Origin of the sequence: Sphingobacterium psychroaquaticum (genome assembly GCF_900177625.1) — a bacterium.
Taxonomy (GTDB): Bacteria; Bacteroidota; Bacteroidia; order Sphingobacteriales; family Sphingobacteriaceae; genus Sphingobacterium; species Sphingobacterium psychroaquaticum.
Map to the genome: position 1 here is coordinate 106,612 of NZ_FXAU01000005.1, position 20,565 is coordinate 127,176.

General features: G+C 41.1%; 17 protein-coding genes and 1 pseudogene. 7 read left to right on the forward strand and 11 right to left on the reverse strand.

Annotation, left to right across the window (positions count from 1 at the left end; genetic code table 11):
- Positions 1–8 precede the first annotated feature (8 nt).
- The 5 genes and pseudogenes from traJ to B9Y69_RS13475 all read right to left on the reverse strand — a co-directional run bounded on the left by traJ (position 9) and on the right by B9Y69_RS13475 (position 4,924).
- Positions 9–1,004: a conjugative transposon protein TraJ gene (gene traJ / locus B9Y69_RS13455; RefSeq protein ID WP_085473501.1), complete on the reverse strand. Its 996-nt coding sequence runs from the start codon at positions 1,002–1,004 to the stop codon at positions 9–11.
- Between the two features lie 3 nt (positions 1,005–1,007).
- Complete coding sequence (locus B9Y69_RS13460; protein WP_085473701.1) at positions 1,008–1,640, reverse strand: DUF4141 domain-containing protein; 633 nt, start codon at positions 1,638–1,640, stop codon at positions 1,008–1,010.
- 81 nt (positions 1,641–1,721) lie between these two features.
- Positions 1,722–4,278, reverse strand: a pseudogene (locus tag B9Y69_RS13465) (TraG family conjugative transposon ATPase).
- Positions 4,275–4,607, reverse strand: a complete 333-nt coding sequence (locus B9Y69_RS13470; RefSeq protein WP_085473502.1) for a DUF4133 domain-containing protein — start codon at positions 4,605–4,607, stop codon at positions 4,275–4,277. Before B9Y69_RS13470 ends, B9Y69_RS13465 begins: the two are co-directional and overlap by 4 nt.
- 11 nt (positions 4,608–4,618) lie before the next feature.
- Entirely contained in the window at positions 4,619–4,924 is a 306-nt protein-coding gene (locus B9Y69_RS13475; protein WP_058699049.1) for a DUF4134 domain-containing protein, read from the reverse strand.
- A 257-nt stretch (positions 4,925–5,181) separates the two neighbouring features.
- On the opposite strand from B9Y69_RS13475, the gene B9Y69_RS13480 reads away from it, so the two are divergent.
- Positions 5,182–7,800, forward strand: coding sequence for an AAA family ATPase (locus B9Y69_RS13480; RefSeq protein WP_144036580.1), 2,619 nt, complete (start codon positions 5,182–5,184; stop codon positions 7,798–7,800).
- Positions 7,801–7,819: 19 nt separating this feature from the next.
- On the opposite strand, the gene B9Y69_RS13485 is transcribed toward B9Y69_RS13480, so the two are convergent.
- The 4 genes from B9Y69_RS13485 to B9Y69_RS13500 are packed head-to-tail and all read right to left on the reverse strand — an operon-like array spanning position 7,820 to position 10,020.
- Positions 7,820–8,458 carry a conjugal transfer protein TraD gene (locus B9Y69_RS13485; protein WP_085473503.1) on the reverse strand — a complete coding sequence of 213 codons (639 nt, stop codon included), beginning with the start codon at positions 8,456–8,458 and terminating at the stop codon, positions 7,820–7,822.
- 2 nt (positions 8,459–8,460) lie between these two features.
- Positions 8,461–8,736: a DUF3408 domain-containing protein gene (locus B9Y69_RS13490; RefSeq protein WP_085473504.1), complete on the reverse strand. Its 276-nt coding sequence runs from the start codon at positions 8,734–8,736 to the stop codon at positions 8,461–8,463.
- A gap of 11 nt (positions 8,737–8,747) precedes the next feature.
- The gene (locus B9Y69_RS13495; RefSeq protein ID WP_085473505.1) at positions 8,748–9,170 is read right to left on the reverse strand and encodes a DUF3408 domain-containing protein; all 423 of its coding nucleotides are present in this window, start codon (positions 9,168–9,170) and stop codon (positions 8,748–8,750) included.
- 4 nt (positions 9,171–9,174) lie between these two features.
- Entirely contained in the window at positions 9,175–10,020 is an 846-nt protein-coding gene (locus B9Y69_RS13500; protein WP_455430849.1) for a ParA family protein, read from the reverse strand.
- A 675-nt stretch (positions 10,021–10,695) separates the two neighbouring features.
- Between B9Y69_RS13500 and mobA the strand changes: the two genes are divergently transcribed.
- The 4 genes from mobA (at position 10,696) to mobC (ending at position 16,038) form a co-directional block, all read left to right on the forward strand.
- Positions 10,696–11,133, forward strand: coding sequence for a conjugal transfer protein MobA (gene mobA / locus B9Y69_RS13505; RefSeq protein ID WP_085473703.1), 438 nt, complete (start codon positions 10,696–10,698; stop codon positions 11,131–11,133).
- 1 nt (position 11,134) lies between these two features.
- Positions 11,135–12,424: a conjugal transfer protein MobB gene (mobB, locus tag B9Y69_RS13510; protein WP_085473507.1), complete on the forward strand. Its 1,290-nt coding sequence runs from the start codon at positions 11,135–11,137 to the stop codon at positions 12,422–12,424.
- Between the two features lie 781 nt (positions 12,425–13,205).
- Positions 13,206–13,904 (forward strand): hypothetical protein, encoded by a 699-nt coding sequence (locus B9Y69_RS13525; protein WP_085473510.1) that lies wholly within the window; start codon positions 13,206–13,208, stop codon positions 13,902–13,904.
- Positions 13,905–14,043: 139 nt separating this feature from the next.
- On the forward strand, positions 14,044–16,038 hold the full coding sequence (mobC, locus tag B9Y69_RS13530) for a conjugal transfer protein MobC (RefSeq protein ID WP_085473511.1): 1,995 nt from the start codon (positions 14,044–14,046) through the stop codon (positions 16,036–16,038).
- Between the two features lie 159 nt (positions 16,039–16,197).
- Here mobC and B9Y69_RS13535 read toward each other — a convergent pair whose 3' ends face one another.
- Positions 16,198–16,911 carry a LytR/AlgR family response regulator transcription factor gene (locus tag B9Y69_RS13535; RefSeq protein WP_085473512.1) on the reverse strand — a complete coding sequence of 238 codons (714 nt, stop codon included), beginning with the start codon at positions 16,909–16,911 and terminating at the stop codon, positions 16,198–16,200.
- The gene (locus tag B9Y69_RS13540) at positions 16,908–17,912 is read right to left on the reverse strand and encodes a sensor histidine kinase (RefSeq protein ID WP_085473513.1); all 1,005 of its coding nucleotides are present in this window, start codon (positions 17,910–17,912) and stop codon (positions 16,908–16,910) included. Before B9Y69_RS13540 ends, B9Y69_RS13535 begins: the two co-directional genes overlap by 4 nt.
- A gap of 215 nt (positions 17,913–18,127) precedes the next feature.
- Between B9Y69_RS13540 and B9Y69_RS13545 the strand changes: the two genes are divergently transcribed.
- Positions 18,128–19,477, forward strand: coding sequence for a TolC family protein (locus B9Y69_RS13545; RefSeq protein WP_085473514.1), 1,350 nt, complete (start codon positions 18,128–18,130; stop codon positions 19,475–19,477).
- A gap of 13 nt (positions 19,478–19,490) precedes the next feature.
- Complete coding sequence (locus B9Y69_RS13550; RefSeq protein ID WP_085473515.1) at positions 19,491–20,561, forward strand: efflux RND transporter periplasmic adaptor subunit; 1,071 nt, start codon at positions 19,491–19,493, stop codon at positions 20,559–20,561.
- The last annotated feature ends 4 nt before the right edge of the window (positions 20,562–20,565 follow it).

Below are 20,565 nucleotides of genomic sequence, written 5' to 3' on the forward strand. Positions count from 1 at the left end.
TCTGATTTTTATTTGTTCATTAACCTGCCACCGATATTGCCTGCCACAGCACCCGTTCCGGCTCCGGCGATGTTTCCGGTTTTCGATGCCGTCTGATTGACGTTGCGCATGAAGTTTCCTGCGCCTCCGGCTTGGATAACCCAACCTGCCACCGTTGGAACAGTGAAGTAACCCACTATGCCAATCAACATGAAAATGACATACACCGTGTTGGATGTGTCGGGGATGTACGTCGGGTCGGCAAGCATATCAATATCCCGTTCGATGATGAGGGTCTGTAACTTGGCGAGCATGGAGCTGAACATATCGGCAATGGGCAACCATAGGTACACGCTGATATATCGGGTCAGCCATTGCGTGAGTGTGGACTGAAAACCATCCCACACTGAAATCGCAAAGGCTATCGGCCCGAGTATAGACAGCACGATAAGGAAGAACGTCCGTATGGTATCTATGACCAGTGCCGAGGCTTGGAAAAGGACTTCCAGTAGTTCCCGAAACCAGTCACGGATGCTTTTCTTTAAATCGTACATTCCACGCTCCATGTACATACCCGATATGGCAACCAAATCAGACGGTGACCATCCCAATTCTTCGAGTTTCTTGTCAAATTCGGCATCGCTTACGAGGTAAGCGGTTTCGGGGTTGCGGAGCATCGCCTCCCTTTGCAACAGGTCTTTTTGTTCCTGTAACTTGTTCAAGTCAAGCACTTGGTTTTCGAGCATCGCATTTGTACCTTTTACTACCGGACTTAGCACCGCATTGATAGTTCCCAAGACGATGGTCGGGAAGAACATAATGCAAAGACCAATGGCGAACGGTCGCAAGAGCGGAAACACGTCTATCGGTTCGGCACGGCTCAAAGCCTGCCACACTTTCAGTGCTACGTAGAACAGTGCGCCTAATCCGGCGATGCCCTTAGCCACTGTCGCCATATCGGCAGACAGTGGGAGCATTTCATCGTAAAGCGAGCGCAGGAGTTCGTGAAGATTGTTCCATTCCATAGCTTACCAGTATTTTTGTTCAGAAGTTCCGTACAGTTCAAGCACCCTTTTGGTGTTGTTCTGTTTCTTAGCCCTCAAAATGCTTACGGAGATATTCTTATTGGTGAAATACCGGACAAGGCTGTGATAGTCTTTGACCTCTTTGTACACCTTGTCGATGATGTCCATACGTTCCTTGTCATTTAGGGAAAGCGAGGTCGAGGTAACAATCTGTTTCAATTCTTTGAGCAGTTCCGTACTTTCGTTCAAGAGCGTGGAATAACCGTTGGCGATTGCCGTCAGTTCCTGCGGACTGAAATTCGGGTCGTTCATCATTTTGCCAAAATTGTTTACATACATTTCGGACACATCACCCACGAGCAAAACCGTCTGTTGCACCTTACGGGCATCTTTCACAAGGTTGTTTACGGCTTTCAGTTTGTCGTAATATTCCTTGCCCTGTTCGTAAACTCGCTTTACCTCATTGAAATTTTTTACCACGTTGGAAACCGTGGAGGAAGTCTGTATGATTTCATTCGCACTGTTGATAATACCCGATGCAAGGTTTGCAGGGTCGGTTACCACAAATTGTGCCTTAGCGGACGGTGCAACGGCAAGCATAAATGCCGTACACACCAGTAACATTACTTTTTTCATTTTGATAATTTGTTTTTTAATGGCAATGAAGCTTGTACCGTTGCACGGTACAGGTTTCATTGTTCTGATTTTTTTAAATGATTAATAACTATTTGCGTTATCACGCCTTTGTTGGGCAATGCGCTTGATTGCCAGTTCCACATTGCCGTCCAGTTCGGAAGCCAGTTGCATGACTTCCATCTTTTCGGTTTCTTCGGTCGTATAGGCTAAGTATTCTTCGAGCGATACCTCTGTCGCATACACGGCGGAGTGCGTACCGCCAAGCCCAATCCACACCTCTTTGTAAAGTCTTGACGGGTCGTTGTTCTGATTGATGGAAAGGATTTGCGCCTTTTCCTTTTCCGTCAGTCCGAGCATCGCTTGGATGTCGTCAAACTTGTTCATGTACTTGCGTTGGTCTAAGAGGATTTTGCAGTCGGAATTGTTGATGATACTTTCCTTGACCACGGGTGATTGGATAATGTCGTCCACCTCCTGCGTGACCACGATTGCCTCACCAAAGAATTTCCGCACCGTCTTAAACAGGTATTTGATGTACTCCGCCATTCCCTCTTTGGCGATGGCTTTCCACGCTTCCTCAATGAGTATCATTTTACGCACACCTTTAAGCCTGCGCATCTTGTTGATGAAGACCTCCATAATGATGATGGTCACTATGGGAAAGAGGATTTTGTGGTCTTTTATCGCATCAATTTCAAAGACTATAAAGCGTTTGGAAAGCAGGTCGAGTTGCTTGTCCGAGTTGAGCAGGTAATCGTATTCACCGCCCCGATAGTAAGGCTCTAATACATTGAGGAAGCCTGCGAGGTCAAAGTCTTTTTCCCTTACCTGTTTTTCTTCGAGTACCCTTTTGTAATCACCCCGTACATACTCATAAAATCCGTTGAAAGAGGGATATTCATCGCTTTGCTTGATACGGTCGATGTAACCGCTCACGGCATTGGACAACGCCACTTCCTCCGAACGGGTCGGCGGTTCATCGTCACGCTTCCATAGCGTAAGGATGAGTGTTTTGATACTTTCCCTTTTTTCGATGTCGAATACTCCATCATCCGTAAAAAATGGATTGAATGCTATCGGGTTATCTTCGGTGTAGGTAAAGTACACACCGTCTTTGCCCTTGGTCTTACCTTTAATCAGTTCACACAATCCTTGATAGGAGTTACCCGTATCGACCAATAGTACATGAGAGCCTTGCTCATAATACTGCCTCACCATGTGATTGGTGAAGAATGATTTTCCACTTCCAGTTTGGAGGGTTGGCGGGCTACTCAATTAGAATAGCCCGCCAACCCCCAGATGGGCCTAACACGAAGCGATTTCGATTTGTTATAATGCCTCGCTTCATGGGCAAATCTGATATATCCAAATGGATGGGTTTTCCTGTCAGTCGGTCTGCCATCTTGATACCGAAAGGCGATGGCGAGCTTTGGTAATTGGTTTCCTCGGTGAAGAAACACAGCGCAGGTTCAATGAACGTGTAAAAACTTTCCTCTGCCGGAAAGTCACCTGCATTGCCTGCCATGCCTGCCCAATACAGTGTGGCAACATCCACGGTGTTGTGTCTCGGTTTGCACTCCATCAAAGCGAGCGCACTTCCCGTGTCGTTCTTTAGCTGTTTGAGTTCGTTCGGGTCATCCGACCACGCCATCACGTTGAAGTGCGCACGGATAGAGGACAGCCCGAAGCTGTGCGCTTCGTTCAGATACCTTTCTATCCATTCTTTGTTAATCTGATTGGCTCGGCTGTACCTTGCCAGTGAGTGCATATTGCGTGCGGACTTTTCAAACTTGCGCAGGTTCTCATCGCTGTTGTCCAAAAACAGGTACTGGTTATAGATATGGTTACAGCTAAGGAGCAGACCGACCGGAGAGGCAAAGGACAGCAGGCAATCGCTCCTGTCCGTGGACAATTTTTCATACCTCGAATTGGACGATACCGTACCCGGCAAATCGTCTGTATCGGACAGCGTGTGCAGGCACAGCCTTTTGTTTCCGATACGCATATCCTCACTGCCCAAAGCTATATCTTGCATGGGCGTTCCGGCTTCCCTTGACAGGGTAAGGTACTGTTCGAGCAATCCCTGTCTTTCGCCTGTTCCGATGATGTCATCCTCGGTCAAGCGTTCCAGTTTCACAAAACCGCTATCATTGATAATGCGCTCAAACTGTGCGACCGCTTCCATAAACCTGCGGATGGTTTCTTTATCCCTAATTTCTTTCGGGATAAGGACACCTTTGCAAAGCGAACTAAAGTTGCTCTGCATCCGCATCCTTTCCTTTGTCGTCTTGGTTAGGAACAGGTAACAGTAATGGTTTAAAAAAGGACGTTCGTTGAAATGCTGTTGATAGGATTTTGCAAGGAAACTCAATCCGTCCTGTGCAATATCCGGCGCATAATTTTCCTTGATGTACCAGTCCTGTTTGTGTACAATGGTGTAATCCGGCAGGGTCTTGATAGCCTTATGCCATGCGGAATGGATGGCATCGTACTCCGGCGATGCCACCGTGAATAACTCCGGCAGGTGTACCCGAAAGCAAGCCGTGATGTCCGCATCCTTTGATATGATGCAGTTGTGTTCCACCGCCAGTAATGGAAACTTGCTCTCCAACGTTGTGGCTTTTCCTGTATTTCTCATAAATGACTGGATTTAGAAGTGAATTTTAAATAGCGGTATACGGCTCTGCGACAGATGATGTATTTCGGATGCCTATTCTTTGCCCCGACTTTCATTAGTCCGTGTTCGCCGTATTTACCGTTCAATGCGAATGTTTGCCATACGATGAGCGATGCTCCGCCTGCCCCGACAAACATGCAGATGTAAGGGTTTACACCTGCCATGTACATAATCATGACGAGGATAAGCACACCGAGCAGACCACCTGCGAAGATGAACAGGTACTGTGCTTTCAGCCCTTTGAACTCGACCGTTCTGCCGATACCTTTATTGATATTGTAATTGCTCATAGTACGCCAGGTTAAAGGAAGAATGAGCGGAGAATGGTCGCTGCGACGATTAAGAAGATACAAGCCCCAAACCACGATGCCGCAGTCTTGCTTGTATCGGGGTCTCCGCTACTAAATTTATTGTACACCTTAACACCTCCGATTAACCCGACCACCGCCCCGATGGCATAAATCAACTGCGTTGCAGGGTCGAAGTAACTCGTTACCATCTGCGTAGCTTCTTGGATGCCTGCCGAGCCGTTGCCCTGTGCGAACACACCAAATGCCGACAGTAACGCAACGCCCGTCAGCAACACTTTTTTGCTTTGTTTTTCCATGATTTAACTGAATTAAATTGTTATTGCCTGCCCACGCCGTGTGGGCTTTCGCAACAAAAGTCTTAAGGAAATCGAAGCATTATGGAAAACTGGAAATCAGCGGAATTAATTGGCAGTATGTGGCTTTCCCATGCCATCTGTCAAAGAATAATTTATACACGCCTAAGTACTAAAACATCAGTATTTTTCATATTTTAGTAAGGTGCGGAATATTGCTTCTCGTTATTTTCCGCTGTAATCATATAAATCTAAACTGTATGTCAAACGAAATTGAACTAAAAGAGAAACAGCAACCTGAAACTTTGGAGAGTGAAGTGAAAAAATTTGCTGACGGTCTACCGTACTGGTATAAGTACCTTGCAGATAAACGATTTTCCGGTTTAGAGATAACTGACGAAATTGTATCAACAGCATATTCTTATTTGCTAGAAGAACTTGAATTAAAAGATAAAACGGATAAACCTGCTATAAATCTAAACCCAAGTTTACAACATATAGGAAAATATAAAAAAGACTTACTGTTGACTAAGATTGAAGATGTCGAGGGAGTAAATGCTCTTATTGAAGGGCAAAAAATTGACTTTGGAAATAACCTAACAATAATTTACGGCACAAATGGATCGGGTAAGTCTGGATATACAAGATTGCTTAAACAGGTATTCTATTCTAAATCACCTGAAGATATACTTAGAAACATCCACATAGCAGACGGGCATAAGCCAGTGAGCGCGAAATTCACATTTACGTCAAGTTCAGGGGAAAGTTCCTTTCTTTTTGCAGAAAAAGCTAATGCAGAGTTTAAACAATTTTCTGTTTTCGACGGTAAGAGTGTAATTAGGCATCTTGATCAACGTAATGAATTTGAATTTCGACCTGCGGGTTTAGGCTTCTTTGCTGACTTCAACAGTTATATTTCAAAGGTCGAGCAGAAAATGAGTTTTGATCTTGATTTAAAAAAGGCTGGACATACTGCCCAAGATCTAGGTGATCTTTTCGAGGGTGAATCTGAAATTAAAGAAATCGTCAAAGCAATAAATCCAAAGACCAAATTATCTGATCTACAAAAATTGACTCCTTTCACTGAAGAGGACAAAGTCCAGAAAGAAAAAATTGATAAAGCTTATGACGAACTTTTACTTGCGTCGAAAAATAAAGAAAGAGAAATAAAGCAACTTCAAACAAACAAAAAACTATTGGGAGAAAATAGATTAGCTTTAGACAAACTAAATCAATATTTTAACACCGATTACATAAAAAAGATTATAAACTCTATTCAAGATTATTTAGATAAGGAAGCAATTGCAAAATCAGAAGGAATAGAAAACTTCAAAACTGAGAAAGTTCTGCAGGTTGGCTCTAAAGAATGGAAAGACCTCATCTTATCCGCTGAAAATTTTGCAAAAAAGCAAACAGATGGACAAATGGAATATCCAAATTTAGGTGATAACTGTTTACTGTGTCATCAGCCATTATCTGAAGAAGCTGTTCAGCTAATATCAAATTATTGGGTCTTCATTAAAAGTGTTGCTGAAGAAAATGCAAATAAAGCATTAGAAACACTAAATAAGCTTGAAGTGGGATTATCTAAATTTAACTTTGACTTGCTCCCTGATGATAATACCCTTACGACTTGGCTCGATGAGAAATATCCAAAGGAATTAGAAGAGATAAAGCGTTTCCTTGAGTCGCAAAAGCTACTCTGTGAAGAAATTGTATCTAATGTAAAAAATAAGCACATCAAAGAATTTCACCCCGTCCAAATACCTCTTATACATCACCAAACTATTGAAGCTAGCATAGATGCTTCCATAGAGATTTTAGAGAAAGACGAACAGATAAAAGAGTTAGAACGTTTAGAAAAGAGTAAAACACTTCTTTCTCACAAGGAAAAATTTAACACCCACTTTTCAAAATTCCAGTCCTTTCTTGAAAACCAGCAATGGATATCTAAAGCGGGAAAAGCAAATTTTAGAAAATCCAAAACGGAGACTACCATTACGGAGAAAACTCTTTCCGACAAATATTTTAACCAACGATATATAGACGCTTTCAACGAAGAGTGTGAAAAATTAGATGGCAACTTCGGGATTGAAGTCAGTCATACAGGATCTGCAGGTAAGTCTTACCGACAACTTAAGCTTAAAGGCAATAATCCTCATGCAGTTCTTAGTGAAGGTGAACAAAAAGTTATTGCAATAGCGGATTTTCTTGCTGAAATGAAGTTGTCAGAAATAAATAGAGGAATTGTCTTTGACGATCCGGTTACATCATTGGATGAAACAAGAAAAAGTGAGATTGCCAAAAGGTTAGTCCAAGAGTGCATCGATAAACAGACGATTATATTCACTCATGATCTTGTTTTTGTTTCTTCCCTCATCGGTCATTGTGCTGACCTTACCGTTGAACATGTTTGCCATTGGATTGAAAACAGAAGTGGTAGTCCTGGTCAAATATGGCTAAATAACAGTCCATCTTATGAGAAGGAATATAGGAATGCTGAGCCTTCAAAAAAACATTACAACGAGGCTAAGAAAGAGGATTGCCCTCCTATGCAGAGAGAGTTTTTATTAAAAACTGGGTTTGCTTCGTTACGGACAAGTTACGAAGTTCTTGTTATAAACGATCTTTTCAAAAACGTAGTGCAAAGGTTTAATGAACGAGTTAGTATTGATTCGCTCAATTCAGTCTATTTTGATAGTGATCTTATTGAGGAACTTCAGGACAGTTTCGGTCAGTGCTGTCGATATATGGAAGGACACACACATAGTGACAAATATGCCTATAAAAAACCCGAACCCATTAATCTGAATGAAGAAATCCAACGTTTTGAGGCGATCCGTACTAAGATTAAAAAATACAAAAAGCCAACAACGTAAAAAACATCGGGGAGTTTGCCTACACAAACTCCCCGATGTCGAAATCCTCGAAACCACTTTTCCGCAAATCGGGGGAACTGAAATCCGTTCCGGCGGAGAGGCTCTTGTCCAACAACTCTGCAATCTTCCGTGAAGCCCCATCCATTGAGTTTTCGAGCAGGCTTAACAATTCCGTTCCCTGTAATCGCTGAACTATATCCACCGCTTTTTGTTGCAGGGCAGGTTCGAGCGTATCTTGCTCCAACCATGTCCCCACGGTCGTTAGTTCGTCAAAGGTAACCCCTGTGGCAAACTCATTGTCGCCGTCCTCAAACCCGTATTCATCCCATTGGTCTTCCTCATTTTCAAAATCGGACATACTCCCGAAGACTTCATCCGGTTCTCCCTCAATCTGCGGATTTTCCAATCCTAAACCTATCCCGTAGGTTTCTGCATCAAAATTATCAGCTATCCCGTCACGTTCGCCGGATTGGCTCTTTGTGGCACTCATGGGCAACGTGTGTCGCTCCACAGGCTTTGGAAGCCCCATAATATCCGGTAGGTCGGGTCTTTGCTTTTCCGGCTTTATCTCCCTGCGGACGGTCTTATTGATGACCACCTTATCTTTCAGCAAAAGGATAATAACGATGATAAGGCATATTACAATCAATGTTTCCATAGCTATAATATTGGCTTTTGGTTTCGGGCATGGATGGTATTTATTTCCTCGCCGAAATCCTCAAAGTGCTGTTTCAATACGCTGTGCAGATAATCTGTCAACGTGATTTCCCCGTCTCCGAGAATACAGACGATACGGGATAATTTCTTGTGGAAATCGGGGCAGATGTACACCGACTTGCCACACCTTGCGACAACTCCGGTCGGTCTTAGAAAAACCGTTTTATATCGGGCGATGCGCAGTACCTTTTTCGGTTGTTTTTGCTGTTGCTTGTTCATAATCGAATACTTTAAAAAATGGGTTTAAACTTATCATTGAAATCATCGGTGATGGCTTTTTCAAACTGTTCAAAGTGATGTTCGAGAATATTGTCCAAATAGGCATACAAGGGTATCTTATCCTCGCCGATAACCTGCACGATACGGGAAAGCCGTTCGTGGTATTCCTGCCGGATGTAGATGCTCTTGTCGCCTCGGCGTGTCATGGTATGGCTGTTGAGAAACTGCTCGCCATAGTCCATATCGAAAGCCCTCTTTTGTCGGGTACGTTCTTTGGCTACGGGCTTTTCCGTTATCGTTTCTTTTGTCGGCTCTACGTTCGGCTCTTGGGGAGCTTCCACCTGTTGGGGCTTTTTTGTTTCGCCTGCCATAATCGACATGAGATACGCCTCGTCAATCGGTGCATTCGGTTTTTTCTTGTTTTCGTTGTCCATAGCTTTACAGGTTAATGGTTCTTAAAAACTCACTGACGAACAAATCCAAGCCGGAGGCTTTCAGCAGTCTTTTGTCGGGTGGCAATAGCGTGGAGCGGAAGACGGTCTTTGCCATTGCCTCGCTTTCCTTGCGGAAGCGTTTGCTATCGGAAATGCGTGTTTCCATCGCTTGCAGTCCAACTTCCTTAATGACATTGCCGTAGATTTCGTACAGTTGGGATTTTTCCCTGCCATCGACCATGTTCCAAAACAGCCGTATGGTTTCGATAGAGGTCTGTCCGTGCTTCATAAGCACATTGGTCAGCACATCGGTAAAGCTCAATGTGCTTTCCATGACTACACGGTCTGCCGTGATAGGCGAAAAAATGTGGTGCATTCCTGCCAGTGTGTTGAGCAAGCCCGTAGTGTTCACCGTTCCGGTCAAGTCAAAGAAAACCATATCCACGGGAACGGTTGAGGACTGTACGAATGCCTGCGCATCCATTAGTGCATTGTCAGCCCTACTTTGCAATACCGGATAGGCTTTCTTGTTGATGGTGGAAAATTGGCGGTGCGCCAGTTTTTTCAGCACCTCGTTTTGCATCACCGCTTTCAAATCCCGTTCCCTCATTTGGCAGATGCTGTGCTGTGGGTAATCGCAGTCAAGGACGGCTACATTATAACCCATCTGGTAATGGAGTATGCTTGCCGTAACTGTCGTAAATGTGCTTTTTCCAACGCCTCCCTTTTGGCTTGAAAAAGCAATAAATTTTGTCCTATTTGTTGCTTCCATTTCTATTCTATTTTTAAGTTTCTGTTTCCGTGGACTGTCTGCCGTCCTGCATGGAGCAGGGCTGTCAACCCTGCACACTGTCCGGCAGTCTTGGTAAATTCCCGTCTGTCGGTCTTGCCGTCATCCGTTCAGTCAACCGTGCCGTCATTCGGGCTTTCATGCAGGCAAGACCGTTGGCTTGCCTGTCGTCCTGCCCGATGGAATGCCTACGGGATAGCTTTCATGCCGTCCGTTGTTCCTGCCTGCCGTATGGAATGCCGTCATGCGTTCCGGAATTCCTGCGCTCCGATTTTCCTAACTGCTATCGGGAGCGGATGCCTGCAAACAGGCTTGCATGACTGATAGCGCAAAGAAGCAGGTTATTCCAATGCACTCTTTTAATGCGGTAGTTCGGGGCATTTGTTGGCAATGTTTGGTCGTGTCCAACAGGGCAATGGTTCGGAAAAGCTACCCTTACTTTGTAAGAACTTAAATGCAAGGGGTAAATGGAAAAATCATTGGCGTATGGATGTTGTGGGCGGAACGGCGAAAAGCCGTTTTTTCCCGCTTTACCCAATCCGCATCCGCCGATAGGCGGACGGATTTTCTGTTCACCCGAACAGAGCAAGTTATGTTTTGAGGCACTCGAAACCCGTTTCGTGCCTCAAAACCACTTGCCCTTGCAGGGGCTTGGTAAACACCCTCCGAAGTCGGGGTTTATGTTAATTAACTAAAGCTGAGCTCGCTGAAGCTCGGTTATTAATGGATTTAGATATGGAAAACAACAGTAGAAACCCAACAAACAAAGGTGGGCGCAAGCCTAAAGCAGACCCAAGCATCCACCGTTATGTATTTCGTCTTACAGACGAAGAAAATACAAAATTCCTTACGTTGTTCGAGCAATCGGGAATGAAAGTAATGGCACATTTCATTACAGCCTGCATCTTTCAGAAGCCAATCAAGACCGTAAAAATTGATATGGATGCAGTCGATTTTCATACGAGGCTCACCAATTTTTATAGCCAGTTTAGAGCGGTTGGCGTGAACTACAACCAAATCGTGAAGATACTGTACCGCAATTTCTCGGAGAAAAAGGCATCGGCTTACCTCTTTAAACTGGAAAAGCAGACGGCAGAAATGGCGGACTTGTGCCGGAAAGTGATTGAGCTAACACAGGAATTTGAAAAAGAACACCTGCAAAAACACAAGTAATATGATAGCAAAGATTGGCAAGGGTGAAAATTTGTACGGTGCAATTTCATACAACCAAAAGAAAATTGACAATGAAAACGGGCAGGTTCTGTTGCTGAACAGAATACCCGAAACGTTGGATAATACCTATTCGACAAGTTACCTGCACCAGTGTTTTGAGCCGTATCTGTCCGCAAATATCAGAACAGAAAAGCCAGTGCGCCACATATCGCTGAACCCTGATCCTACGGATAGGGTCAGCGATGGACAGTTCGTAGAAATGGCGCAGGAGTATATGGAGCGCATGGGATATGGCAACCAACCCTATATTGTTTTCAAGCATACCGATATTGAGCGTACCCATATCCATATCGTGACGGTCTGTGTGGGTTTGGACGGTAAGAAACTACCGGACAGCTACGACCATCCACGTTCAATGACAATCTGTCGGGATTTGGAACAAACGTACCATCTTATACCTGCCACTGAAAAACAGCGCACGGGAAACGAGCAGGTATTCCGTCCGGTGGATTACAGAGCCGGAGACGTTAAGAGCCAAATCGCTTCGGTGGTGCGACACCTGCCAAAGTATTACGGGTATGCAAGCCTCGGAGCGTACAACGCTTTGCTTTCACTTTTCAATATCACCGCCGAGGAGGTCAAAAGCGAATTGCACGGACAGCCCAAAAATGGGCTTGTTTATTTTGCACTGAACGAGCAGGGAGAAAAAGCGAGCAACCCTTTTAAGGCATCCCTTTTCGGTAAGCAGGCAGGACTGGACGAACTGCAAAAACAATTCGCAACAGCTAAGGAGAAAATGAAAGCCGACCCCGTAAGAGCCGTACTCAAAAGCACTATTGAAGTAGCGATGCACACCGCCATTAATGAAGCCGATTTTAAAAAGCAGTTATTGGAGCATGGTATCAATACCGTGGTACGGCGCAACGATGAGGGGCGTATATATGGTATGACTTTTATCGACCACGAAAGCCGTACCGTTTGGAACGGTTCAGCGTTGGACAAAAAACTTTCGGCTAATGTCTTTAATGGTTGGTGGAACGAGCAGGCAATGGGGCAAAGCCAAGAGGTTGAAAAAACATCCGCACAAAATCAGCCATCGACTACGGGCAACACCGTAGAGAAAGAGGAAACCCATTCACTTTTTGACTTTCTGAATAAAGGACAGCCGACCGATGATTTGTTGATAGACGGATTGGGTGGGCTACTGCCGGAGGCACAGGGAGAAGACTACGAGGAACAGGAATTTGCCAATAGAATGAATAAGAAACGGAAACGCAAAAGATTAAAATAAAAAGGAGCTTTAAATAAGCTCCTTTAATGCGGTGAGCCTCGGTATCGAACCGAGCTTCCTAAATTGTACATTCGATATATTCATTCTAATAGATTGTTTCGGGCAACTCACCTCCGATACCGAAACTCACGATTACAAGTAGATTTCCTAAAAGAGTCATTATGGAACCTAATGAAAGGTTAATTAAAATTGATTTTATTGTATCCATACATTTTAAATTTTTATTATTCAACCATCTGTCAGCAACAACCACAAGAGTATCTTTCAAATGAATCATACCAAAGAACGCAATAGGAATTTCCAGATTTTTATATCGATAAAAGATATTTCTACTTAGATATTCCTAAATGCAAAGATAATAAAATAATACTACAAATAGCTTTTCTAAAGCGCTGTACAATGCAAAACCAAAAGTTTTTCCTTTTTTTAGGTAAAAAAAAAATATATTTTCAACAACTGGTATGTAGAACACCAAATGAAGAAACGCAAAAGGTATGGTAAGCAACAATAGCTTTTTTTGACCATCAAAGACCAGGATTAACATCTTGGTCTTTTTGGTTTTGGTTTCAACGGTTATTTAAATTCAATTATTTTTAAGCACTAAAAAAGTTATCCCATAATTGTTTAACTTTGTCCTATGCTTTAGACGGAAGCGTGCCACTCATCATAGCAAAGCTGTATCAGCACCGTACCTCTTAATATATTATTATCATCGAAACAACTATCTCGTTTCGGAATATGGTAGATGAGTGACATTTTTCAGACGAGAAATTGTAGAAAGATGAATAATAAAGTAAATGGGCATACAGGCGATTTCATTAAACGTCAAGCCAAAAAAATCAAAAAGCAGGAAAATATCAGTTATGTTCAAGCATTGGAAAAAGCATCTATAAATGCAGGTTTCAAGAATTGGAAACACTTTCTTAATACCAGTAAAGATGCAAATCAAACAAATCTTAAAGAAAATTTAGAACAGGGTATTGCTAAAACTAAGCCTGCAACCATTCAAAAAGCAGTCAATCCTTATAGAAACCTACTTGTTGCAGGGATAAATATTTTACTTGATAAAGGTCTTATCTCACTGGACTATTCCCCTACGAATGATGATGATGGACATTTATTTACTGATTTATTTGGTTACCCGTCTGTAGTAATGTGGCAGGATATAGGTTACGAAGAACTAAGAATATCAGTTTGGTGGAAATATGACCACAGCCAACACCCACAAGCTAACCTTAGCGGAAACAGTCGTGAGCGTTTTACCACAACAAGCCCTTTGGCAAAAAGACAACACTACAAAAAAATTGTAGGTGTTACTGCGACAGCTTGGCTTGAAAGAAAAACTGGAAAGTTTATGCAGGGTAAAGGTAAAGAGAGAATTTATGACATCTACACAAGAAGTGTAGATAAAGAGGAATTATTTAATCTCCCCATTCAAATAGCAAAAGGCTACAAAACAGAGGGTGAGTTTTTCTTTTAGAGTAGTTGTCATCGGTTACTGTTATTCACTGTAACCGATATTCATAGCCAAGAAAAGCCACCAAAAGCCATCCGACACCCCTTTGTATAGGAACTTTTAAATAGTCTCTAAATTCCCTGCATCACTAATTTTTTTTGTTATGCAAGGAGAAGACGATTTGCGAGGATTAGCCAAAATCATGGCTTTTATGCGTGCAGTAAGCATCATTATAGTATTGATGCACTTGTATTGGTTTTGCTACGGTTTCTTTATAGAACGTGGCTGGACTTTGGAAATCATCAATAAGATTTTTGTTAATTTCAACCGGACAGCAGGACTTTTTGAGCACAATCTATATACCAAAGTTTTCGCTTTGGTATTGTTGGCATTAAGCTGTTTGGGAACTAAGGGAGTTAAAAACGAAAAGATAACCTGGTCTAAAATCTATGTGGCTTTAGCTATCGGCTTTGTCCTTTTCTTTCTGAATTTTCCTTTATTAAAGCTGCCACTCAACACAGCCACTTTTCTTTATATCCTTACAATAGGGTTAGGCTATATCTCTTTAATGGTTGCAGGCGTTTGGATGAGCCGTTTGCTGCGTAACAATTTGATGGACGATGTATTCAACAATGAAAATGAGAGTTTTAAGCAGGAAACTAAGCTGATGGAAAACGGGTATTCCGTCAATCTACCAACCAAGTTCTACTACAAAGGTAAATGGAATGATGGTTGGATAAACATTGTAAATCCTTTTAGGGCAACGATAGTGTTGGGAACTCCCGGTTCTGGTAAATCTTATGCCATTGTAAACAATTATATCAAGCAACAGATTGAGAAAGGTTTCTCAATGTACATCTACGATTTTAAGTTTGATGATTTATCAACCATTGCCTACAATCACTTGCTGAAGAACAAGGACAAGTACAAAGTACAGCCGAAATTTTATGTAATCAACTTCGACGATCCACGCAAGAGTCACCGTTGCAACCCTCTTAATCCCGATTTTATGACGGACATCAGTGATGCCTACGAAGCTGCATACACTATCATGCTAAATCTCAACAGGTCGTGGATACAGAAACAAGGAGATTTCTTTGTAGAAAGTCCAATTATCTTATTGGCTGCCATAATTTGGTATTTGAAAATCTATGAAGACGGCAAATATTGTACATTTCCGCACGCTATTGAATTACTTAATAAAAAGTATTCGGACGTATTTACGATTTTGACTTCTTATCCCGATTTAGAAAACTATTTGTCCCCATTTATGGACGCTTGGCAAGGAGGAGCTCAAGATCAGTTGCAGGGGCAAATTGCTTCTGCTAAAATTCCTTTATCAAGAATGATTAGCCCACAATTGTATTGGGTGATGACAGGCGATGATTTTTCATTGGACATCAACAACCCAAAAGAACCAAAGATTTTATGTGTAGGTAATAATCCAGACCGTCAAAATATCTACTCCGCAGCATTAGGCTTGTACAATTCACGAATAGTTAAGCTTATCAATAAAAAAGGTCAATTGAAAAGTTCTGTTATCATAGATGAGTTGCCTACAATTTATTTTAGAGGGCTAGACAATCTTATCGCTACTGCAAGAAGTAACAAGGTAGCTGTATGCTTAGGCTTTCAGGACTTTTCGCAATTAATTCGTGATTATGGAGATAAAGAAGCTAAAGTAATTCAGAATACCGTCGGGAATATTTTTAGTGGTCAGGTTGTGGGCGAAACAGCGAAGAGCTTGTCAGAACGTTTTGGGAAAGTTTTACAAAAACGCCAAAGTATGACGATTAACCGAAATGATAAATCAACTTCAATCTCTACTCAATTAGATAGTCTTATTCCTGCATCAAAAATCAGCACACTTACACAGGGAATGTTCGTGGGTTCTGTTTCAGACAATTTTCATGAACGTATCGAGCAAAAAATATTTCATGCTGAAATCGTGGTGAATAATGATAAGGTAGCCTCCGAAACTAAAGCATATAAAAAAATACCGCAGATATTATCCTTTACTGATGAAGACGGTAATGACAATACGAAACAGGTCATCGAAGCCAATTACAGGCAGATTAAACTGGATATAGTTCAGGTTATTGAGAGCGAACTGGAACGTATAAAAAATGATCCAGATTTACAGCATTTGATACTGTAAGTGTCCCTGGGAATAGACGGTTTAAAATTGAACATCAATGCTTGTATTGTAAGTCATTTAATACTAAATCGATTCGTTTCTACGGAGAATACACTACACTCCCTCAGGATATTGGGATTTTCATTACTCCAATTCCTAAAACACTAGGAAGTAATTATTCTATACCATTAATTTTAGTAAGTCGGATTTGTAAGAAGCTCCAATTGGAATTTTATGCGTGCTTATCTTTAATCTATTCCCTTCGATCATTTCAATATGTTGTAATGAAACGATAAATGACTTATGCACCCGTTTAAATAGTTTCGAAGGTAAAACATCTTCTAGACTTTTCAAGGTATATAGGGCTGTAATTCGCTCCCTGTTTGTATGGAAGGTTACATATTCTCTTTGTCCCTCAACGAATAACAAATTATCATAATTAATTTTGTAGAACTTGGTTCCATCTTTTACCGTAAAATAAGAAGATTGGTATTCCTTGGGATCATTTTGTTCGGTCTGTCTTTCAATCTCTTTTTTTGCATAGTCAAATCTATCTTTAGCCTTATAACAAGCCGTTAAAAATCTTGAAAATTCCACCGGCTTTAGCAAGTAATCTACTGCGTGCTGTTCGAACCCCTCCAACGCATACTCTGAATAAGCAGTAGAAAAAATAATTAACGGACCATTCCGTAAGCTTTTTGAAAACTCTACTCCTGTCATATTAGGCATCTGTATATCAAGAATAAGCAAGTCTATCTGTTGCTCGGACATTAAACCCATTGCTTCAAATACATCGCTACACGAACCAATTAAATTCAGAAATGGAATCTTTTCAATATAATGTGTCAAGAGCTTACGCGCATGAAAATCATCATCCACTACCAATACCTTCATGATACTATTTGTTTAGTTATTTTAAAAACTAATTGTAAACTATACAACTCGTTGTTTTCTTGGATGATTAGTGAATAGTCATTATCAAAATTCATCTCCAATCTTTTCCGTAAGTTTTGCAAGCCGATATGTGTACTCCGTACAATGCTTATCTTGCCTTCTGAAGATTTTGTATTAACCGCTTTAAAGGTCAAAACATTTTCTTCACACGCTAAATCTAAGCGAATAAAGTCTGTATCCGAATGTAAAGAACAGTATTGAAAGCAGTTTTCGATAATCGGCTGAAAAATCATCGGTGGCACAAGGTTATCGTGATTTCCGGCATTGTTATGGTTAAAAATAATCTTTTGTTTATCGGTTTCATTTCTCGATTTCTGAAAATCCAGATAGTGTTCTATATACTCAATTTCTTTATCCAACAACACGTGTTTAGCATCACATTCTTCTAGAACATAGCGTAGCATTTTAGACAATTTCATAATATAGTCAGAAGCCTGTTTGGAATCAAAATAGGTCATGGAATATATATTATTTAACGCATTAAATAAAAAATGGGAGTTAATTTGTGATTTAAGCATATTCATCTCCATTGTTTTTTGCTCTATAATAGATTCCTTGTCTTTATTAAGAAAATAGATTACGGTACAAAAAATATAGGTAATTGCTGAAATATTATTATGACTTTGTTTTTGTGATAAAAGGTCGATTTCTATTTGAAATAACGTGCGAGAAGTTCCTAAAATAAAATATACCAATACATTGACCAGTATAATTAGTGCAAATGAGCAAAGGATGTACACAATAATCTTAGACCGAGCTAGCAATTTAGGTATCAATAATTTGGTGGTCACTATCCAGACTAAAAAAATGTTCAGGGGTGTCAGCAATGCTATAACTGTTGCCGGAAAGAAGGAGTATGGTAAGATCACATTTACCAAGCTAACATAGCAGATTAGAATCCCAACTATCACTGTCATTCGATTTTTAGCTACTCTTTTCATACATAACAAAAATACGCAATAAATAGGCTGGGCAAAAAATATCCTACGAACCTAGCAGATTTCCATACCAACGAGCCATTTTCTAGTATAACCTCGAATTTCATGTGTTTTATATCATTTACATATGTTAATGTAGATTGATAGCAAACTTGTTGAATATTTTTCTGCTCTTACATTCTCCTCTTCATTTTTGCCCGCAACATTAAAAAAATGATATGGGAATACGACAAAGTCAATTTAGTCTGTTTTTGTTTACGTTCTGTCTGGCGACACTTTCGACGGTAACTAACGCACAACAGATAAACAAAGGCGGTACCTTAAAAGAGTGCATCAATTATGCATTAGAAAATAACGCAAAGATCCGACAATCAGAAGCTGATCATCACGAATACTATTACCAAATCCAAGAAGTTAAATCTAACTTGCTACCTCAGGTATCTGGAAGTGGTGTTATAGACCGTAACATCGTTATACCCACAATGATACTTCCTGGAGAAATCGTAGGTCAACCTGGAACAAAAATCCCAGCACAGATGGGCACAAAAAATCTCCTTGATTTTTCGGCCCAAATCGAGCAGGTCATTTTTGACCCTGCATTATTTCAGGGGATTAGGATTGCAAAAACCAACCAAGAGCTGTTAACTCTTCAGAAGGAGCTTACAGAAGAAGAAGTTATCTACAATGTAAGTACGATTTTCTACGAAATAGCACGGACTAAAGAAGAGTTGAAAAATGTAGAACACATGCTTATTCTACAAACTGAAAGCTATACCATCGTCGATGAACGTATCGAACAAGGTATTAGTCGGCCTGTTGATCGCAACCGTATTCAAGTGAACATAAACGGTCTGAAAACTAGAAAGAGAGGCTTAGAAAGCATAATTTACCAACAGACAAATTATTTAAAAGCCTTGATAGGTGTGAATGTTAATGAAGATTTCACAATCCAATACGGAATCGTTTTGACTCCCCAAATTAATGATGCTTTTCTACCTTACGAAAACACCAATCGGACAGAGATTCAACTATTAACGACCCAAAAAAATCTAGTGAACTTTGAAATTATACAAGAAAAAAAGAAATACCTACCAACACTTTCCGGTTTATTTTCCGCCGGATATCAGTTTCAATCCGATCAGTTTAGAATAACCCAAGATCCTTGGTTCAGTTCCGTTGCCATTGGTTTACGTCTTAAAGTGCCCATTTTTGATGGTCATGCAAAACGTAGCAGAATACAGCAATTACATTGGCAAAACCAACGGATCGAATCTCAGATTCTGCAAAAGCAACACGACCTCGAAGCTGACGAACGTAATGCATTCTATAAACTGCAACGCTCACGGGAAAATCTAACAGAGCAAAAGCAAAATGTGAATTTAGCCGAAGACAATTACAACAAAACAAATTTACTCTACAAACAAGGATTGATCGACATCGGTGAGGTCTTCAGCACGGAATCATCTCTACTGGATGCAAAAACAGCATACAGTAATGAATGTATTGCTTATAAAATTGCAGAAATAGAATTGCAGAAGGCCTTAGGAACACTTAAAAATAACTTATAAAAACAAAAGAACAATGAAATCGCAAATAAGTATAGCAGTCGGTGTTATCGTCATTTTAATTGGATTATTAATAGGACAACTATCGGCCAACAAAGAAAAAATGGCTGCAGATATCGAAAAGTCCCTCGTAATCAACACCACCGTACCCGTAATTATTGAGACACCTGTAAAAGCTACTTTACACAACGCCATCGTACTGCACGGCACTATTACGCCTGAAAATGAAATACCCATTCTTTCAAAACAGCAGGGAATAATCATCAGAAAGTATAAGAAAACTGGCCAATCCGTTCGTAAAGGAGAACCAATCGTGCAGTTAGAAAATGAAATTTCACAAAAAAGTCTACAGTTGGCTCAGGCAAATTATGTAAAACTAGCAAAAGACGTCGATCGCTACCAAATTCTAAAAAAGAACGGTGCTGTAGCGACCCAAGAGCTCGAAAGTATACAGATGTCACTACGTGATATGGAAGAGCATATTAGTAGCTTAAAGGATCAAATAGCCAATTCAACGATTCTGTCTCCGATAGACGGTATTATTGCTGCAGACTATGTCGAGGAAGGGCAATTCGTCATGACAGGTGGACAGATCGTACAGATTATCTCGGGCAGTGGATTAAAGCTATCCTTGAGTACAACGGAGTCGGATGTTTTAATGATTAAAAAAGGTCAAGAAGTGACTGTTAAGGTAAGCGCTTTAGCAGGACAATCTATCAAAGGAATCGTAGAACTCATCTCGCCCAAGGCTAATGACCTGCACTATTACATCGTTGACATCACGCTAAAAGAGAAAAATCCTGATTTAAGAGCAGGTATGTTTGCATCTGCCGAATTGTCCCTGACAGCCAAAAACACTGCTGCCGATGATATCGTTATTAGCCGCAAAGCGATAGTGGGCAGCATAAAAAAACCATATGTGTATGTCGTAAAGAACGGAATAGCACAAAAAAGAGAGATCAGCCTTGATTCTTACAACGATAAACAGATTGTCGTCCGTTCGGGAATAACATGTCAAGACACCGTCATCACGAGCGGCCAAATCAACTTGTCGGACGGATTCCCTGTCACGATTTTAAACAAGTAACAAA

What these genes read in the sequence shown, in the direction of transcription:
- traJ (WP_085473501.1), bottom strand. Translation starts at nt 1,004, where the DNA reads ATGGAATGGAACAATCTTCACGAACTCCTGCGCTCGCTTTACGATGAA.
- B9Y69_RS13460 (WP_085473701.1), bottom strand. Translation starts at nt 1,640, where the DNA reads ATGAAAAAAGTAATGTTACTGGTGTGTACGGCATTTATGCTTGCCGTT.
- B9Y69_RS13470 (WP_085473502.1), bottom strand. Translation starts at nt 4,607, where the DNA reads ATGAGCAATTACAATATCAATAAAGGTATCGGCAGAACGGTCGAGTTC.
- B9Y69_RS13475 (WP_058699049.1), bottom strand. Translation starts at nt 4,924, where the DNA reads ATGGAAAAACAAAGCAAAAAAGTGTTGCTGACGGGCGTTGCGTTACTG.
- B9Y69_RS13480 (WP_144036580.1), top strand. Translation starts at nt 5,182, where the DNA reads ATGTCAAACGAAATTGAACTAAAAGAGAAACAGCAACCTGAAACTTTG.
- B9Y69_RS13485 (WP_085473503.1), bottom strand. Translation starts at nt 8,458, where the DNA reads ATGGAAACATTGATTGTAATATGCCTTATCATCGTTATTATCCTTTTG.
- B9Y69_RS13490 (WP_085473504.1), bottom strand. Translation starts at nt 8,736, where the DNA reads ATGAACAAGCAACAGCAAAAACAACCGAAAAAGGTACTGCGCATCGCC.
- B9Y69_RS13495 (WP_085473505.1), bottom strand. Translation starts at nt 9,170, where the DNA reads ATGGACAACGAAAACAAGAAAAAACCGAATGCACCGATTGACGAGGCG.
- mobA (WP_085473703.1), top strand. Translation starts at nt 10,696, where the DNA reads ATGGAAAACAACAGTAGAAACCCAACAAACAAAGGTGGGCGCAAGCCT.
- mobB (WP_085473507.1), top strand. Translation starts at nt 11,135, where the DNA reads ATGATAGCAAAGATTGGCAAGGGTGAAAATTTGTACGGTGCAATTTCA.
- B9Y69_RS13525 (WP_085473510.1), top strand. Translation starts at nt 13,206, where the DNA reads ATGAATAATAAAGTAAATGGGCATACAGGCGATTTCATTAAACGTCAA.
- mobC (WP_085473511.1), top strand. Translation starts at nt 14,044, where the DNA reads ATGCAAGGAGAAGACGATTTGCGAGGATTAGCCAAAATCATGGCTTTT.
- B9Y69_RS13535 (WP_085473512.1), bottom strand. Translation starts at nt 16,911, where the DNA reads ATGAAGGTATTGGTAGTGGATGATGATTTTCATGCGCGTAAGCTCTTG.
- B9Y69_RS13540 (WP_085473513.1), bottom strand. Translation starts at nt 17,912, where the DNA reads ATGAAAAGAGTAGCTAAAAATCGAATGACAGTGATAGTTGGGATTCTA.
- B9Y69_RS13545 (WP_085473514.1), top strand. Translation starts at nt 18,128, where the DNA reads ATGGGAATACGACAAAGTCAATTTAGTCTGTTTTTGTTTACGTTCTGT.
- B9Y69_RS13550 (WP_085473515.1), top strand. Translation starts at nt 19,491, where the DNA reads ATGAAATCGCAAATAAGTATAGCAGTCGGTGTTATCGTCATTTTAATT.